This is a genomic window from Citrobacter sp. RHBSTW-00029 (genome assembly GCF_014104295.1).
Classification (GTDB): domain Bacteria; phylum Pseudomonadota; class Gammaproteobacteria; order Enterobacterales; family Enterobacteriaceae; genus Citrobacter; species Citrobacter youngae.
The window spans coordinates 4542092-4559591 of sequence record NZ_JABXRT010000001.1; the positions used below are offsets into that span (position 1 = coordinate 4542092).

The 17500-nt window shown below is 53.0% G+C and carries 13 protein-coding genes; 4 read left to right on the forward strand and 9 right to left on the reverse strand.

Going from position 1 to position 17500, the window contains the following annotated elements; translation table 11 throughout:
• Positions 1-10: 10 nt before the first annotated feature.
• The 3 genes from feoA to greB form a co-directional block, all read right to left on the reverse strand.
• The gene (gene feoA / locus HV041_RS21880) at positions 11-238 is read right to left on the reverse strand and encodes a ferrous iron transporter A (protein ID WP_003023519.1); all 228 of its coding nucleotides are present in this window, start codon (positions 236-238) and stop codon (positions 11-13) included.
• Positions 239-612: 374 nt separating this feature from the next.
• Positions 613-2946, reverse strand: coding sequence for a Tex family protein (locus HV041_RS21885; RefSeq protein WP_182294269.1), 2334 nt, complete (start codon positions 2944-2946; stop codon positions 613-615).
• 98 nt (positions 2947-3044) lie between these two features.
• Entirely contained in the window at positions 3045-3518 is a 474-nt protein-coding gene (greB, locus tag HV041_RS21890) for a transcription elongation factor GreB (protein WP_003023524.1), read from the reverse strand.
• 225 nt (positions 3519-3743) lie between these two features.
• On the opposite strand from greB, the gene ompR reads away from it, so the two are divergent.
• Positions 3744-4463: a two-component system response regulator OmpR gene (gene ompR, locus HV041_RS21895; RefSeq protein ID WP_001157751.1), complete on the forward strand. Its 720-nt coding sequence runs from the start codon at positions 3744-3746 to the stop codon at positions 4461-4463.
• Complete coding sequence (envZ, locus tag HV041_RS21900) at positions 4460-5812, forward strand: two-component system sensor histidine kinase EnvZ (protein ID WP_048213556.1); 1353 nt, start codon at positions 4460-4462, stop codon at positions 5810-5812. Before ompR ends, envZ begins: the two co-directional genes overlap by 4 nt.
• A gap of 111 nt (positions 5813-5923) precedes the next feature.
• Here envZ and pckA read toward each other — a convergent pair whose 3' ends face one another.
• The gene (gene pckA, locus HV041_RS21905; protein WP_048213555.1) at positions 5924-7546 is read right to left on the reverse strand and encodes a phosphoenolpyruvate carboxykinase (ATP); all 1623 of its coding nucleotides are present in this window, start codon (positions 7544-7546) and stop codon (positions 5924-5926) included.
• A 378-nt stretch (positions 7547-7924) separates the two neighbouring features.
• Between pckA and HV041_RS21910 the strand changes: the two genes are divergently transcribed.
• Positions 7925-9643, forward strand: coding sequence for a DUF4153 domain-containing protein (locus HV041_RS21910; RefSeq protein ID WP_121585146.1), 1719 nt, complete (start codon positions 7925-7927; stop codon positions 9641-9643).
• Positions 9644-9737: 94 nt separating this feature from the next.
• On the opposite strand, the gene hslO is transcribed toward HV041_RS21910, so the two are convergent.
• From hslO to igaA, 4 genes are all read right to left on the reverse strand, one after another.
• Positions 9738-10616 carry an Hsp33 family molecular chaperone HslO gene (gene hslO / locus HV041_RS21915; protein WP_121585509.1) on the reverse strand — a complete coding sequence of 293 codons (879 nt, stop codon included), beginning with the start codon at positions 10614-10616 and terminating at the stop codon, positions 9738-9740.
• Between the two features lie 24 nt (positions 10617-10640).
• Positions 10641-11042 carry a ribosome-associated heat shock protein Hsp15 gene (hslR, locus tag HV041_RS21920; protein WP_048213553.1) on the reverse strand — a complete coding sequence of 134 codons (402 nt, stop codon included), beginning with the start codon at positions 11040-11042 and terminating at the stop codon, positions 10641-10643.
• A 10-nt stretch (positions 11043-11052) separates the two neighbouring features.
• A complete protein-coding gene (gene yrfG / locus HV041_RS21925) occupies positions 11053-11721 on the reverse strand; it encodes a GMP/IMP nucleotidase (RefSeq protein ID WP_048213552.1) in 669 nt (222 codons plus the stop codon).
• 62 nt (positions 11722-11783) lie between these two features.
• Entirely contained in the window at positions 11784-13919 is a 2136-nt protein-coding gene (gene igaA, locus HV041_RS21930; protein ID WP_048213551.1) for an intracellular growth attenuator protein IgaA, read from the reverse strand.
• A gap of 322 nt (positions 13920-14241) precedes the next feature.
• On the opposite strand from igaA, the gene nudE reads away from it, so the two are divergent.
• A complete protein-coding gene (gene nudE, locus HV041_RS21935) occupies positions 14242-14802 on the forward strand; it encodes an ADP compounds hydrolase NudE (RefSeq protein WP_048213799.1) in 561 nt (186 codons plus the stop codon).
• Between the two features lie 112 nt (positions 14803-14914).
• Here the strand turns inward: nudE and mrcA are convergent, their stop codons facing one another.
• Positions 14915-17467, reverse strand: a complete 2553-nt coding sequence (gene mrcA / locus HV041_RS21940) for a peptidoglycan glycosyltransferase/peptidoglycan DD-transpeptidase MrcA (RefSeq protein WP_161958613.1) — start codon at positions 17465-17467, stop codon at positions 14915-14917.
• Positions 17468-17500 lie beyond the last annotated feature (33 nt).

The window sequence follows — 17500 nt, forward strand, 5'->3', positions numbered from 1 at the left end:
ACTCACTGTATTAACAGGAAACCGCTTCCACTTCTAATAACGCCAGATCTTTCTTACGCAATACCAGGCTTACGCGACGCGTTTCGATATGGATAGGATCGCCGAGCGGGGCGACGCGTACCACGTTGAAGGAGGAGCCGGGCAGCATGCCAAGTGACAACAGTTTCTGACGATAAGCCGGGCTGATTTCACGGGCAAAGCCGGTAATTTTCCACGCACTGTCAGGAGTGAATTGCATAGGGACCTACTTATATCTCGCTAACTGGATGATTACCTCATGGGGCGACAGGGCGGCATGAGACCAGATGATTAGCCAACGTAAGGAAAGAGTAAATAATCAACAAAACAATGATAATGAGAATGGTTTCTATCATCAATAGAATAAATGTGACGGAATGTAGAATTGAACAATAATTTGAGCCAATTTTGATATTTCTCAACATTTATTCCGCTTTGGAATGAATGTTTCTGCAGTGTCATTATTGACTTTCTTAATGTTTAATTAAGGTTTTATTTGTTAATGAGGTGATAAATATAAGGGGCGGAGAGAAGATAATATATTAAATATGCCGGACAGGGTGTTTACACCGCCATCCGGCACATGATCCAAACTTAGCGTTTTTTACCCATTGCCGCCGCCAGCGCATCCATCATCGCGCTGTTGCCCGCAGGCTGGGCGTCACGACCACGCGGTTTCGCCGCTTTTGGCGCTGGGCGATTGCCCTGAGTGCGATCGTTATTCCCGCCGCCGCGACGCGCATTGGTTTCACCCGGCTGCTCGTCCAGGCGCATGGTCAGCGCGATACGCTTGCGTTGCAGGTCAACTTCCAGCACTTTCACCTTCACGATGTCGCCCGCTTTCACCACGGTGTGTGGATCGTCGACGAACTTATTCGACAATGAAGAGATATGCACCAGTCCATCCTGATGAACGCCGATATCCACAAACGCGCCGAAGTTGGTGACGTTGGTGACCGCCCCTTCCAGAATCATCCCCGGCAGCAGGTCGTTCATGGTTTCTACACCATCGGCAAACTGTGCGGTTTTAAATTCAGGACGCGGGTCGCGGCCCGGTTTTTCCAGCTCTTTGATGATGTCGGTGACGGTCGGTACCCCGAAACGTTCATCGGTGAAATCGGCAGCTTTCAGATTGCGCAGTTCGTCGCTGTTGCCCATCAGGTCACGCAGCGATTGCTCGGTGGCGGCCAGAATGCGTTCCACGATCGGGTAGGCTTCCGGGTGAACGGTGGAGGCATCCAGTGGGTTATCGCCATGGTTGATGCGCAGGAAGCCCGCGCACTGTTCAAAGGCTTTTGGCCCCAGACGGCTGACTTTCAGCAGTTGCTGACGGTTCTGGAACTGAACGTTCTCATCGCGCCAGGCGACGATGTTTTGCGCCATCATGCGCGTCAGGCCGGCCACGCGGGTCAACAGCGGAACGGAGGCGGTATTGAGATCGACGCCGACGGCGTTTACGCAGTCTTCCACCACCGCATCCAGCTTACGCGCCAACTGCGTCTGGCTAACGTCGTGCTGATACTGGCCCACGCCGATCGATTTCGGATCGATTTTCACCAGCTCAGCCAGCGGGTCCTGCAGACGACGGGCTATAGACACCGCGCCACGCAATGAAACGTCGAGATCCGGGAATTCCTGCGCCGCCAGCTCGGAAGCAGAGTAAACTGATGCCCCGGCTTCGCTGACGATCACTTTCTGTGCGGTGACTTTCGGGAACTGTTTCTGCACGTCGAGGAAGAAACGTTCGGTTTCACGCGACGCCGTACCATTACCAATCGCCACCAGTTCAACGTTGTATTTTTCACACAGCGCCGCTACAGCAACGGCGGCTTTGGCGGCCTGACCGGTGTGTGGATAAATGGTGTCGGTCGCGACCAGCTTGCCGGTGCCGTCAACAACCGCCACCTTCACGCCGGTACGCAGACCGGGATCGAGGCCCATGGTGGCACGCAGACCCGCAGGCGCGGCCATCAGCAGATCGTGCAGGTTACGGGCGAAGACGTTAATCGCTTCATCTTCGGCACGTTCACGCACGGTGCCCATCAGCTCGGTTTCGAGGTGCATCAGCACCTTAATTCGCCATGTCCAACTGACCACGCCTTTACGCCAACTGTCGGCAGGGGCGTTGTTCAGGCGCAGTCCCAGGTGGTTCTGGATAATCTGTTCGCCGTGGCTCTCTTTTGGCGGCTCATCGAATTGCGGATCGGCATTCAGCGAAAGCTGAAGCACGCCTTCGTTACGGCCACGGAACATGGCCAGCGCACGGTGAGACGGCACGGTAGAGATCGGTTCGTGGTGATCGAAGTAGTCGCGGAACTTCGCGCCTGCCTCTTCTTTACCGCTTACCACGGTGGAGACCAGGTGGGCGTTTTTCCACAGGTAATCACGCACTTTCGCCAGCAGGGCGGCGTCTTCTGCGAAGCGCTCCATCAGAATGTAGCGTGCGCCGTCGAGTGCGGCTTTGGTATCCGTCACGCCGTTGTCGGCGTTGAGGTATTTAGCGGCTTCCGTTTCCGGGTCGTGAGACGGTTCGTTCCACAACAGGTCTGCCAGCGGCTCCAGTCCGGCCTCAATGGCGATTTGCCCACGGGTACGGCGTTTAGGTTTGTACGGCAGATAGAGATCTTCGAGTTCGGTCTTACTTAACGTGCCGTTGATCGCTTTCGCCAGATCGTCGGTCAGTTTGCCTTGCTCGCCGATAGATTTCAGGATTGCCTGACGGCGGTCTTCCAGTTCACGCAGATATCCCAGACGGGTTTCCAGATTACGCAGTTGCGTATCATCCAGACCGCCGGTGATTTCCTTACGATAACGTGCGATAAACGGCACGGTGTTCCCTTCGTCAAGCAAGCGAACGGCAGCTTCTACCTGTTCAGCACGAGCCTGAATTTCACCTGCGATAATGCGGCAGAAAGAATCATTCATCATGGATAGCTTCGTCTATAGGATAAAAAATCAGGGGATAGTTATACGGATTGACTGACAAAAATGCCAGTCATCTACGGGGGCTTCGGATTGTTCCGGTCTCACTTAACGTATTCAATCTCGTTCACGTACCAGCTGGCTTCGCCACCAGGGGTGTTTACTACTGCGAGATCGCCGACTTCTTTTTTCAGCAGCGCCCGCGCCATTGGTGAGTCGATAGAGATGTAATCTTTACGACCGAAGATCTCATCGTAGCCAACAATACGGAATTTGCGGATGTCGCCATCGTCATTTTCAATCTCAACCCATGCGCCAAAGAAAACTTTGCCTTCCTGCTGCGGGGAGTAATCGACGATTTTCAGATTCTCCATGCACTTGGTCAAATATCGGACGCGGCGGTCGATCTCACGCAGGCGCTTTTTATTATACTGGTAGTCAGCATTTTCGCTGCGGTCACCCAGACTTGCGGCCCAGGTAACCTTTTTGGTGACTTCCGGGCGCTCTTCACGCCAGAGATAATTCAGCTCTTGTTTGAGTTTTTCATACCCTTCACGGGTTATCAGGGGCGTTTTCATCTTATTGTTTTGCCTTCGACTCTGTGATGATGCGCACAATTAGTATTACATGAGCATATCAACAGAATAAATAATGTATTGCGAGAAACATTGTATACTTAAGCTGCTGTTTAATATGCTTTGTAACAATTTAGCCTGGAATTCATACCAGAATTCGCTGGTGACTCACGCTAGCTTTCTTAAGAATATACACTTAATTGTTGCGAACCTTTGGGAGTAATAACAATGCAAGAGAACTATAAGATTCTGGTGGTCGATGACGACATGCGCTTGCGTGCGCTTCTGGAACGTTATCTGACCGAGCAGGGCTTCCAGGTTCGAAGCGTCGCAAACGCTGAGCAGATGGATCGTCTGCTGACCCGTGAGTCTTTCCACCTGATGGTGCTGGATTTAATGCTGCCGGGAGAAGATGGTCTGTCTATTTGCCGCCGCCTGCGCAGCCAAAGCAACCCGATGCCGATCATTATGGTGACGGCGAAGGGCGAAGAAGTGGACCGTATTGTTGGACTGGAAATCGGCGCTGACGATTACATTCCGAAACCGTTTAACCCGCGTGAACTGCTGGCGCGTATCCGCGCTGTACTGCGTCGTCAGGCAAACGAACTGCCGGGCGCGCCTTCCCAGGAAGAAGCGGTCATTGCGTTTGGTAAGTTCAAACTGAACCTCGGTACGCGTGAAATGTTCCGCGAAGATGAGCCTATGCCGCTCACCAGCGGTGAATTTGCGGTGCTGAAAGCGTTGGTAAGCCACCCACGTGAACCGCTGTCCCGCGACAAGTTGATGAACCTGGCCCGTGGTCGTGAATACTCGGCGATGGAGCGGTCCATCGACGTGCAGATTTCTCGTCTGCGTCGTATGGTGGAAGAAGACCCGGCGCACCCTCGTTATATTCAGACCGTATGGGGTCTGGGCTACGTCTTTGTTCCGGATGGTTCTAAAGCATGAGGCGAATGCGCTTCTCGCCACGAAGTTCGTTTGCTCGCACGTTATTGCTTATCGTCACCTTGCTGTTTGCAAGCCTGGTGACGACCTACCTTGTGGTGCTGAACTTCGCGATTCTGCCGAGCCTCCAGCAGTTTAATAAGGTCCTGGCCTACGAAGTCCGTATGCTGATGACTGATAAACTGCAACTGGAGGACGGTACGCAACTGGTAGTGCCACCTGCATTTCGTCGGGAAATTTACCGTGAGCTCGGTATTTCCCTCTATTCCAACGAGGCCGCTGAAGAAGCCGGTCTGCGTTGGGCGCAACACTATGAATTCTTAAGCCACCAGATGGCGCAGCAACTGGGCGGCCCGACGGAAGTCCGCGTTGAGGTGAACAAGAGCTCGCCGGTCGTGTGGCTGAAAACCTGGCTGTCGCCCAACATCTGGGTACGCGTGCCGCTTACGGAAATCCATCAGGGTGATTTCTCACCGCTGTTCCGCTATACGCTGGCGATTATGCTGCTGGCTATCGGTGGCGCGTGGCTGTTTATCCGTATTCAGAACCGACCGTTGGTGGATCTTGAACATGCGGCGTTACAGGTGGGGAAAGGCATTATTCCGCCGCCGCTGCGCGAGTACGGCGCCTCTGAGGTGCGCTCTGTTACCCGAGCCTTCAACCATATGGCCGCCGGCGTAAAACAGCTGGCCGATGACCGTACGCTGTTAATGGCGGGCGTGAGCCATGATTTACGCACCCCGCTGACGCGTATCCGTCTGGCGACGGAAATGATGGGCGAAGAAGACGGATACCTCGCGGAGTCCATCAATAAGGACATTGAAGAGTGTAATGCCATTATCGAACAGTTCATCGATTATCTGCGCACGGGTCAGGAGATGCCGATGGAGATGGCCGATCTGAACTCGGTATTAGGTGAAGTGATCGCGGCAGAAAGTGGTTACGAGCGTGAAATTGATACTGCATTACGCCCAGGCGTCATTCAGGTGAAGATGCACCCACTGTCTATCAAGCGCGCGGTTGCTAATATGGTGGTTAACGCCGCTCGCTACGGTAATGGCTGGATTAAGGTCAGTAGCGGTATGGAAGCGCATCGCGCCTGGTTCCAGGTCGAAGATGACGGGCCGGGTATCAAACCGGAACAGCGTCAACACCTGTTCCAGCCGTTTGTGCGCGGTGACAGCGCGCGGAGTACCAGCGGCACGGGGCTGGGTCTGGCGATTGTACAGCGTATTATTGATAACCATAACGGTATGCTGGAAATTGGCACCAGTGAGCGAGGCGGGCTGTCGATACGCGCCTGGCTTCCGGTTCCATTCACGCGCACGCAGGGGACAACGAAAGACGCGTAGAAAAAAGGGAGGCTAAATGCCTCCCTTTTTATTTCGCTAACCGCCTGATGTCGCTGAGCTTATCAGTTGCAGTAGGCCGGATAAGGCGAAGCCGCCATCCGGCACTTTTCGTTACAGCTTCGGTCCGGCGCTAACCAGCGCTTCGCCCGCAGGGGTGTCGGTGTACTTCTCGAAGTTCTCGATAAACAGTTTCGCCAGTGCGTTGGCTTTTTCTTGCCACTGCTCCGGGGATGCGTAGGTATTACGAGGATCGAGAATACGCGTATCCACACCCGGCAGCTCGGTTGGGATTGCCAGGTCAAACATCGGCAGACGGAACGTTTCCGCGTTATCCAGAGATCCGTTCAGGATGGCGTCGATAATCGCACGGGTATCTTTGATTGAGATACGCTTGCCGGTGCCGTTCCAGCCGGTATTCACCAGATAAGCCTGTGCACCAGCCGCCTGCATGCGTTTTACCAGTACTTCTGCGTACTGCGTTGGGTGCAGCGACAGGAATGCCGCGCCGAAACAGGCAGAGAAGGTTGGCGTAGGCTCAGTGACGCCACGCTCGGTGCCAGCCAGTTTGGCGGTAAAGCCAGACAGGAAGTGGTACTGGGTTTGGTCCGCCGTCAGGCGAGAAACCGGTGGCAGTACGCCAAATGCGTCGGCGGTCAGGAAGATGACTTTGGTTGCATGACCCGCTTTTGACACCGGCTTAACGATATTGTCGATGTGATAAATCGGGTAGGACACGCGGGTGTTCTCGGTTTTGGAACCATCATCGAAGTCGATAGAACCATCTTCGCGCACGGTGACGTTTTCCAGCAGGGCATCACGGCGGATCGCGTTGTAGATTTCCGGCTCAGCATCTTTAGACAGTTTGATGGTCTTCGCGTAGCAACCGCCTTCGAAGTTAAATACGCCGTCGTCATCCCAGCCGTGTTCGTCATCGCCAATCAGGCGGCGTTTCGGGTCGGTGGACAGCGTGGTTTTACCGGTACCGGACAGGCCAAAGAAGACCGCCACATCCCCTTTTTCACCGACGTTTGCCGAGCAGTGCATGGATGCAATGCCTTTCAGCGGCAGCAGGTAGTTCATGACGGAGAACATACCTTTCTTCATCTCGCCGCCGTACCAGGTGCCGCCAATTAACTGAATGCGTTCAGTCAGGTTAAACGCCACGAAGTTTTCGGAGTTCAGACCTTGTTCTTTCCACTGCGGGTTAGTGCATTTTGCACCGTTCATCACGATGAAATCAGGTTTGAAATCAACCAGTTCTTCGTCGCTCGGGCGGATGAACATATTTTTGACAAAATGTGCCTGCCAGGCGACTTCGGTAATGAAGCGCACGGAAAGACGGGTATCCGCATTAGCACCGCAGAAAGCATCAATGATAAACAGACGTTTGCCGGAGAGTTGATGGGTGACTAACCCTTTCAAATGCTGCCAGGTTTCCTGGGAAAGCGGTTTGTTGTCGTTCTTACCTTTACCTTTGTCGGACCACCAGAGTGTATCTCGTGTGGTGTCGTCACGGACAATGTACTTATCCTTTGGCGAACGTCCGGTAAAGATACCGGTATCAACGGCAACGGCGCCCAGATTCGTTAACACGCCACGCTCATAACCTTCCAGGTTTGGATCAAGTTCTTCCTGATAAAGCGTGTCGTAGTCTGGATTGTAAACGATATCCTGAACGTCATTGATACCATAAGCCTTGAGATCTTGCGGGGTTAAACTGTTGTTCACACGCATTTCACTGCTCCTTAGCCAATATGTATTACCTGGAATAGTAAGGTTTTTTAGGGATTGCTAACCGCGACAAGGCTCATAGATTTACGCATCCGGTGATTCCACGAATAACCGAATACGCTGCGACTCCTGTCACAAAGAGGCGGATATTATGGCAGGAAACCCTTTTTTGTTGTGGAAAATGTTCTTAAAACGTTAATAGAGAGTGTTTTTGGCGGGAATCTTGTGAGTGTAATCGCATTCATGTAAGAAAAAAACGTAACTCAAACATAAACAATATCGATTCACCTCGCGCAGTTGGGCTCCGAAATGGACCGACAAATACTCATATTTGTGAAGTTGATGCGATAATTAGATTTTCTCTTCTTTCTGGAAAACGACATGGACAGTGTTGAGCTTTCACCAACGACCCGCTGGGGCATGATCTTTATCGGACTGCTACAAGGGTGTGTGTGCTACCTGCTGATGGCGTATCTTGCGCCGCAGAACAGTGACTGGCTGTTCTACGGGATGCCCGTAACGATTGCGCTCTCCTCTGCGCTTTTGCTGACTGTCGTCTCATTTAAGCAACGTGCTCTATGGTGCTGGATGGCGTTGATCTGTGTGGTTGTGCTGGCGATGAGTGTGTGGCTGAAATGGAGTGTGGCAGACAGTGACAGATGGCGGCAGGATGACATTTTTTTTGCCTACGGCTGGCGCTTACTGTTGATGGCGATGCTGGCTTTGCCGTGGATTCAATATCAACTTCATGCCCGTCGTGAACAGGCTCGCTATCCGCAGTTTTATACCTACCTGTGGCTTAACTCGCTGACGCTGCTGATCGCTTTTGTGGCCAACGGCCTGTTCTGGCTGGTGCTCCTGCTGTGGAGTGAAATGTTTCAACTGGTCGGAATCACCTTCTTCAACACGCTTTTCTTTGAGACTGACTGGTTTGTTTATTTGGCTTTAGGTCTGATCACCGCACTGGCAGTAGTGCTGGCACGTACGCAGTCGCGTCTGGTTGCTGCGGTGCAAAAGTTGCTGACGTTCCTTGCCACAGGTTTACTCCCGCTGGTTGCACTGTTAGCGCTGATGTTTATGATGACCCTGCCTTTTACCGGACTGGACGCTATCTCACAGCGCGTGTCAGCGGCTGGCCTGATGTCCACGTTGACGCTGATCTTCCTGTTGCTGATGGCCATTGTGCGCGAGCCGCACAAAGAGGCGTTACCTTATCCTGGCGCATTATGTTACTTGATTAACGCTTCACTGGTTGTTGCTCCTCTCTATATGCTGATTGCCAGTTGGGCAATGTGGCTGAGAATTCATCAGTATGGCTGGACGCCTGAGCGTTTGTATGGCGCATTGGTGGTCTTTGTATTACTGGTGTGGTCCCTCGGCTATCTGGTCAGTATTTTGCGCGCTGGAGGCAACCCGCTCGATATTCAGGGAAAGGTCATTCTTGGCGTTTCGCTCCTGACATTGGGCCTGTTGATTCTGCTGACGTCGCCGGTCATTGATGTTTGGCGTATTAGCGTCAACAGCCATATGGGGCGCTACTACAGCGGGAAAATTACGGCTGACCAGGTCAGTCTGTATATGCTGGATCACAGCGGAAAACCCGGTCGCGCCGCACTGGAAGCATTGCAAAAAGACGATGCATTCAACAAAGACAGCAAGCGCAGGCGTGATTTAAATGCCATCCTGCGGGGGCATCGCGATCCGGTAAATGAGCTGACAGCAACGCAGTTAGCGCCGAAGGTGATGATTGCACCGGGAAGCAAGAAGCCCGATGACGCGTTTTGGACGTTTTTAAAGGGGCAGCGCTACCGGATCGCCTCCTGTATTGAGCAGGATGCGTGTGTGTTGGTGGATCAGGATCTCAACGCGGATGGGCAGCCCGAGCAAGTATTGTATGCTTTTGGCGATGGGGAGAGCCTGGTCTTTGGCGTTAAGGAAAACAAATGGGTGTTGATCGCGACAGCCCGGCTACCGGAGGGATTCAATAAGGATCAACTGCTGCAGGCGCTGGCGAATCATCAACTGGATTCGGCTTCAAGAGTCTGGCGGGATATCACCATTAATGGCAAACGACTGCCGATGACTTATTACAATGAGTGAATCTGTTGCCGGATGGCGGCGCGAGCGCCTCATCCGGCCGACAAAAGTTTTACCGTAGGCCCGATAAGCGTTGCGCCACCGGGCAAAACGGGGATTAATGCACCTGTGGATCGGCAGGGGAGGCGTTGCTGCGGATCTCTGCAATATCCATGGCGTTAAACAGATAGTGGCTACCGCAATAATCGCAGTGCATATCGATTTCACCTTCTTCTGCCAGAATGCTGTCAACTTCTTCATCCGGCAGCGTTTTCAGAGCGCCCGCGCAGCGTTCGCGTGAACAGGTGCATTTGAACTCAACATCCTGAGGATCGTAGAGGGTGACTTCTTCTTCGTGGTACAAACGCCACAGAACTTCGTTGGCTGGCAGCGTCAGCAACTCTTCGGCTTTGATGGTTTCTGTCAGTGCGGCAAGGTGATCGAAATCATCTGCCTGTGCGTTTTGCGCTGGCATGACCTGCAACAGCATACCGCCAGCAGCAGGTTTACCGTCGACGTCGCCAGTGCGGATAAACAGACGCGTCGGCAGCTGTTCTGAACGCATGAAGTAATCTTCCAGGCAGGCCGCCAGCGTGTCACCTTCCAGACCGACCACGCCCTGATAGCGTTCGCCTTCTTCCGGTGTAATAGTGATCACCAGATAGGCGTTGCCAACCAGTGTTTTCAGATCGGCATCTTCAGGGATATCGCCTTGTATACGAGCCACGCCGCGCATCTGCTGGTTGTTGTTGCCGTTAATGACCGCCAGGCTCAACGGACCGTCGCCCTGCAGTTGTACGGTGATATCACCGGCAAACTTCAGCGTCGCGGTCAGCAGGCTGGTGGCAACCAGCAGCTCCGCCAGCACGGTTTTGACCGGCTGTGGGTAAGTATGATTTTCGAGGATCTGTTGCAGGGTTTGCGAAACGGTTACCAGTTCGCCGCGCACGGCAAAGTTTTCAAACAGATAACGATGTAATTGGTCATGTTGCGGCATAATCATCTCTCTTGCAGGTGACAGTCACTCGCTGTCGCCGTGTTTAAATCGTAACAGGTCGCGGCGCTCTTTTTTGTCCGGTCGCCTGTCCGGGTGCGGCATGGTTAACGCGTTAAGTTTACGCGCCAGCGCCATTTTTTCGCGTTTTTCCACGCTTTCCGCGGTTTCTTCATACAGCATAACGGCTTCAGTTGCCGGGCGACGCTGCTCGCTAATGGCTTTAATAATGACCGTTCGTTCGTCATTTCCCTGGCGCAGGGTGAGGGTGGCATTTAGCTCGACAATCTTACTCGGCTTGCTGCGCTGCCCGTTGTAATGCACCTTACCGCCTTCAACCATTTCGCGGGCGACTGCGCGCGTTTTATAAAAGCGTGCTGCCCACAGCCATTTATCCAGCCTGACTTCGACAGGGGGCTTCTCTTTCATGGCGTCTCCTTCACATCAGTGAGGGGATCAGTCGGCGGTAGTCATTCAGTGACGGATGGCGTGCGTACTGTTTTTCCGCTGTACCTGAGTCGGGATTGGTTACGCCGAGGCAGTAACGAATGCCGAATTGAGCAGCGGCGTCGAGAATTGGTTCGCTGTCGTCAATAAACAACGTCTTCTCTGCACTCATTCCCGTTTCTTCAGCGACAGCGTGCCATAACCGCTGATCCTCTTTGGGATAACCAAATGTGTGGGTGGAAAGTAATAAATCAAGGTGTGAGGCCAGACCGGTATGCTGAAGCTTCACCGCCAGGTTATGCGGATGCGCATTGGTGAGCAAAATACGACGTTTGCCGCTCGCTTTTAGGGCATCAAGGAACGGTACCGTATCTTCACGCAGTACGGCGCGTGGTCCCTGTGCGGTTGTCATGGCGCATATATCCAGACCCAGACGTTCGCTCCAGTAATCCAGGCAGTACCAGTTTAGCGTATGCTGTACGGCATGATACTGCTGACGAATAAATTCCTGGGCTTCCTGGGGAGAGATACCCTGCTGCGCGCCGTAGGTTTCCGGCACCAGTTTTTGCCAGAAATAGTTATCGAATGCCAGATCGAGCAGCGTACCGTCCATATCCAGCAGAACGGTGTCGACGTCCTGCCAGGCAATATCTATGTGCATGGAAACTCCCCAGAGGAAAATAAGATGCGCGACAGGGTAGCATATTCCGTCGCGCGGGCGTGTTATCGAATCAGGCTTTCTGGGTCTTCAAGCAGCGTTGGATTCAGGCAACTCTCGTAATATTCCTGAATTTCCGCGATGCGCGAACGATGACGCTGGTAGCGTCTGAATGCCTGAACGCTGTTGTAGATAGCGCATCCCAGCATGGAGAGCATCAGCAGCGTGGTGCCAAGGTAACGCCATAAACCTGAACGATCCGGGATCCGGTGCAGGCCAATGTGCTGGGTACCGTTGGCGTCGGTCGAGATGTTGGTGACAATCCCTTCAGCGCGAAATGGCGTTTGCATCAACATCTGGGCAAGGCGCTGGAAAGCGTTCCATTGCTCTTGTGGCGGATAGTCGTACAACGAGGTCGCCGGCCAGGGCTGATCAACCAGGTCGCTGCCTTCGTCACTGATAATCAGGAAACCACCGGGGGCAGGGCTATTCAGTGCCTGAGCCGCCCGGGCGGTCTCGCGTGAAATGAACGGTGCCGTAGAAGTATTCACCAGGTTATCCAGTGATTCGGCGCTTACCGGGCGCAACAGCACATTCACACCATCCAGTTTCCCGGCGTTTGCTCGCTTAACCAGAGCGTTCCAGTCCTTACTGTTACCCAGGTTAACCAGGGCATTTTTCAGGCGTACGCATTCATCTTCGGCGGCACACAAATCGGCGGTTTTCAGGACAATATCGCCAAAATCATCCAGCAATACCATGCCGGACTTCTGAATGGCTGAGCGTAATGATGAGCTGACGCGAGAGTCATCGTCGGGTTTGGGATGCAGTTGGCGGCTAACGCTTTGGGTCAGTGCGGTCGCCTTATTGACCAGGTCGGACTCAGGCAGCGGCAGGGCGCGCGCGTCATTCCAGATAATCTGCGAACAATCAAATGGCATAAAAGGTGTCGCGGGTTGTGCGTTCCAGCTCCCCTGAGTGTGGATGTTACACATCCCCGTGCCACTCAGATGCAGCGTGTCGCCCACGCGAACGCCTGCCTTTTCCAGTTGCTTAACGCTGGTGGCCTCAACAGTTTGCGCCCCTTTCATCCAGGAAAGCGTAAGTTTAATTGGCATATCCAACGGGACCCAAAACAGCAGCATTAGCAATACCAGCAACGAACCGCCGGCAATGACGGCGCTGCGTAGCCAGTGTTGCAACGGGAAGTTTTTCACCTCGTCATGCAAAGATAAAAAACGCCCCTGGCGGACAACATGGCGATCCAGATAGATATCAATATCCGTTTGCTGGCCAAGGTCCTGTGCAATGTAAGGTTGCCAGTGTGGTGGATAAATCAGGTCAATAATACCCAGGGAGATATTATTAATTTGCTCCTGATCGTTTTCACCAAACAGCCCCCAGCGACGTGGAGTGCCACGCAGACAGTGGATTTCTCGTAGAGCCGTTTTAGACGGTGGTGCAAACAGGCCCCACAGACCCGCAGCCAGCAGCAACACCGCGCCACCGGCGGTCCACGGTACGAACGTGTCTGGCATGATTAAACAGAAAAAGAACAGCAGGAATGAGGCAGCAATCAGTAACGCTTCGCGCAATCCCGACGGGCGGCTGAGAGCATATTCTTCATGCGTTTCCTGACGAATATTCAGCAGTTCAATCTGCTCGCTTTCTTCACCACGAATAGATGCCTGAGTAGATGCGGTGTGCTGTAGGGCGTAGCCGCGCGCTTCCTGCATATACTCTTTCAACGTATGACCGTTCAACGAGATAACCAGCGGCAGCGTATTGGTGTGGATCAGCTCAACGCTGTTTTCGTCATTGATGTATTGTTCCCAGAAGGGAGGCAAATGCACTTCGACGGAGTCGAGATAGTAGCGCCATTTATTCGGATCGTCGGTGGTGATGCCATAGCGCGTAATTGAATGCGTCAGTACGATGACGCTATTACTTTGGGCATTCAGGGTTAACGATACCGGTGCCGAACTGGCACCTGTTGGGCCAGGTACCTGCTGAATTTGACTGAGGTTTTCGAGATAGTTTTCGACCGCGCCACGTTCTTCGGGTGTTAGTTTACGCTTAGAGGCGTCAGAGAAGACGTTGCTCAACGGTAATTTTTGTTGTCTGAATTTTGATCTGAATCGCCACCCTGCAAGCAATGAGCAGGCCAGCAAAGCAGCTAAAAAAATCAGAATGGTGCTCATGCTTTCCCCATCTTACTTAGTCTGTCAGGCGTGGTCAGTCGCACCCTGTTCAATATTCGTGATTCTGTGGTTGGCTATCGGCAAGTGTGGAGTTGAACTTGAGCATCTTTAAGTACAGCCCAATAAATGCGAATAATAGCAAAATCACCAAAAACGGAATATCAGCAAATTCCTGGAGTTATTTCAACCTATTGACTTTTAATTTGAAATAGGGATTAACTTTTAGTACGTTACATAAATGTAAATAAACGGCAATTCACATTGCCGAAACCGTGCTGTATATCGCACAATAACCCCAGATTTCACAGCAAAGATCCTCATGATGAGCAAATCATTACAAAAGCCCACGATTTTGAAAGTGGAAACCGTCGCACAATCCCGGCTATTTAAAGTCGAAAGCGTGGACCTTGAGTTCAGCAACGGCGTACGTCGTGTTTATGAGCGTATGCGCCCATCCACGCGCGAAGCGGTAATGATTGTGCCGATTGTGGATGACCACCTGATCCTCATTCGCGAATATGCGGTCGGAACTGAATCCTACGAGCTTGGTTTTTCCAAAGGGTTAATCGATCCGGGTGAAAGCGTGTTTGAAGCGGCTAACCGGGAACTGAAAGAAGAAGTGGGATACGGTGCGAAGGACCTGACGTTTTTGAAAAAACTCAGCATGGCGCCTTCCTATTTCTCCAGCAAGATGAATATTGTGGTCGCTGAGGATCTTTATCCTGAGTCGCTGGAAGGTGATGAGCCCGAGCCATTGCCACAGGTGCGCTGGCCGCTGGCGCATTTGATGGATCTGTTAGAAGACCCTGACTTCCACGAAGCGCGTAATGTCAGTGCGCTGTTCCTGGTACGCGAATGGCTGAAAGGGCAGGGGCGGTTTTAATCGACATTGCCGGATGGTGGATGTCGCCTTATCCGGCCTACAAAATCCAGCAATATCAAACAATTGTGCCGAAAATGTAGGCCGGATAAGCGAAGCGTCATCCGGCAAAAGATTAGAACAACTCGTGCGTCTCACCATTATCAATAATGGTTGTCCCCACCTCATGTACCGCCTGTTGCGTTGGCTGAGTACCTTCAATGAAATACTCTGCACGGCTGTTACCGCCGTTTGCCAGTTGGCCGGTGCTACGATCGATATTGACCGTAACGATACCCGGTGGTGGTGTCAGCGGCTGCTCAGGAACACCTTCTAATACACTCTTCATGTAGGCATCCCATGCAGGCTGCGCACTCTTGGCACCGCCTTCGTAGCCGGAGATTTGGTCTTTGATCGCGCCGGATGCCGTCGTATGTCCGAGATCGCGGCGATGATCATCAAACCCGATCCATACCGAGGTCACCACCCCTGGGCCGTAGCCGGAGAACCATGCATCTTTCGAGCTGTTGGTTGTCCCGGTTTTCCCGCCGATGTCATGGCGCTGTAAATCGCGTCCTGCACGCCAGCCGGTTCCCATCCAGCCTGGTTCACCAAAGATATTGGTGTTCAACGCGCTCTTGATCAGGAAGGCCAGCGGCGTGTTGATGACGTGCGGTGCGTATTCTTGCGTGCCGCTTTGTGCGACCAGCGCCTGGTTAGCTTGCTCAAGCTGTGGCATTGGCACGGCGGCGTTTTGTTGTTCCTGAGATACCGCAACATCTTCAACGTTACTGTTTTCCAGCACGTTAGACTTCTGCGTATCGCCGTAAATTACCGGGATATCACATTCCGGGCAGGCAATTTTTGGCTTCGCCTCAAAGATAACGCCACCCATATCGCTTTCAATCTTACTGATGAAATACGGGTCGACCAGGAACCCGCCGTTTGCCATTACCGCGTAACCGCGAGCAACCTGCAGCGGAGTGAACGAGGCTGAGCCCAGCGCCAGTGATTCAGTATGCACAATATTCTGTGCCGGAAAGCCGAAACGCTGCAGATACTCTGCCGCGTAATCCACACCCATTGCGCGCATGGCACGAACCATCACCACGTTTTTCGACTGGCCGAGCCCCTGACGTAAGCGGATAGGGCCAGCATATTGCGGCGGTGAGTTTTTTGGCTGCCAGTCAGAACCAGCACCGGCATCCCAGCGGGAAATCGGTACGTCATTCAGCATACTTGCCAGCGTCAGGCCTTTATCCATCGCGGCGGTATACAGGAAAGGTTTGATGTTAGAACCCACCTGGCGTAACGCCTGGGTTGCACGGTTAAACTTGCTCTGGTTGAAATCAAAACCCCCCACCAGTGCCAGCACTGCGCCGTTTTGCGGGTTAATAGAAACCAGTGCGGAGTTAACGTCCGGCACTTGCGCCAGCCACCAGGCATCTCCCACCTGGCGTACCCAGATTTGCTGGCCAGTCTGTACTACGTCGGTCACTTTACGCGGTGTTGGGCCTTGTTGAGTATCCGAACGATAAGGACGCGCCCAGCGCATACCTTCCATACGTAATGACACCGATGTTCCATCCGCCAACGCAGCGGTCGCTTCCTGTGGGTTGGCGCTGGTGACAACCGCGGGCAGCAGCGGGCCGTAGGTCGGTAGCGCTTTTAGCGTATCGGTGATTTTTTTGCTGTCCCAACTGCTTTCGCCCACTTTCCACAGCACGTTCGACGGGCCGCGGTAGCCGTGGCGCATGTCGTAATCCATCACGTTGTTACGTACTGCCTGCTGAGCCGCCTGCTGTACTTTACGCGTAATGGTGGTGGTGATGCGATACCCGTCTTCATAGGCTTTCTCGCCATAACGGTTATACATCTCCTGGCGCACCATCTCAGACAGATAAGGGGCTGAGAAAGCGATTTCCGGCGCGTGATAGTTGGCATTGATCGCTTCACTACGTGCCTGATCGTATTGGGCCTGGGTGATGTAGTTTTCGCTCAACATACGCGACAGTACAACGTTACGGCGCGCAGTTGCCCGGTCCATTGAATAGAGCGGGTTGAAGGTTGACGGCGCTTTTGGCAGACCGGCGATCACCGCGATTTCACTTAAGCTGAGTTGATCAACTGTCTTGCCGAAATAGACCTGCGCGGCAGCACCCACGCCATAGGCGCGATACCCCAGATAGATCTTGTTCAGATAAAGCTCGAGGATCTCGTCTTTACTCAGCAATTGCTCAATACGAATAGCCAGGAACACTTCTTTGATCTTACGCATCAGCGTACGTTCCGGACTCAGGAAGAAGTTTCTCGCCAACTGTTGGGTAATGGTACTGGCCCCTTGTGAGGCGTGGCCGGAGAACAACGCGACGCTGGCCGCACGGAAGATCCCCACCGGGTCCACCCCGTGGTGCTCATAGAAGCGGCTGTCTTCTGTGGCGATAAAGGCTTTAACCATTACCGGCGGCATTTGATCCAGCGTAACCGGAATTCGACGTTTCTCGCCATATTGCGCGATGAGTTCGCCGTCAGCACTGTAAACCTGCATTGGGATCTGCAGACGCACATCTTTTAGCGTCGCGACGTCAGGTAATTGTGGCTCGATATAGCGATAAAGGCCATAGATCGAGCCTGCTCCCAGCAGGATGCAACATACTGCAAGGATTAATAAATACTTTACGAACTTCACTGGAGATTTCCCATTTAGTGGCATTTGGGCAGT

Bases quoted from the DNA above. Each gene is read 5' to 3' on its own strand.
- igaA (WP_048213551.1), bottom strand. From the start codon at position 13,919: ATGAGCACCATTCTGATTTTTTTAGCTGCTTTGCTGGCCTGCTCATTG.
- ompR (WP_001157751.1), top strand. From the start codon at position 3,744: ATGCAAGAGAACTATAAGATTCTGGTGGTCGATGACGACATGCGCTTG.
- hslO (WP_121585509.1), bottom strand. From the start codon at position 10,616: ATGCCGCAACATGACCAATTACATCGTTATCTGTTTGAAAACTTTGCC.
- envZ (WP_048213556.1), top strand. From the start codon at position 4,460: ATGAGGCGAATGCGCTTCTCGCCACGAAGTTCGTTTGCTCGCACGTTA.
- HV041_RS21885 (WP_182294269.1), bottom strand. From the start codon at position 2,946: ATGATGAATGATTCTTTCTGCCGCATTATCGCAGGTGAAATTCAGGCT.
- greB (WP_003023524.1), bottom strand. From the start codon at position 3,518: ATGAAAACGCCCCTGATAACCCGTGAAGGGTATGAAAAACTCAAACAA.
- HV041_RS21910 (WP_121585146.1), top strand. From the start codon at position 7,925: ATGGACAGTGTTGAGCTTTCACCAACGACCCGCTGGGGCATGATCTTT.
- nudE (WP_048213799.1), top strand. From the start codon at position 14,242: ATGAGCAAATCATTACAAAAGCCCACGATTTTGAAAGTGGAAACCGTC.
- yrfG (WP_048213552.1), bottom strand. From the start codon at position 11,721: ATGCACATAGATATTGCCTGGCAGGACGTCGACACCGTTCTGCTGGAT.
- feoA (WP_003023519.1), bottom strand. From the start codon at position 238: ATGCAATTCACTCCTGACAGTGCGTGGAAAATTACCGGCTTTGCCCGT.
- pckA (WP_048213555.1), bottom strand. From the start codon at position 7,546: ATGCGTGTGAACAACAGTTTAACCCCGCAAGATCTCAAGGCTTATGGT.
- hslR (WP_048213553.1), bottom strand. From the start codon at position 11,042: ATGAAAGAGAAGCCCCCTGTCGAAGTCAGGCTGGATAAATGGCTGTGG.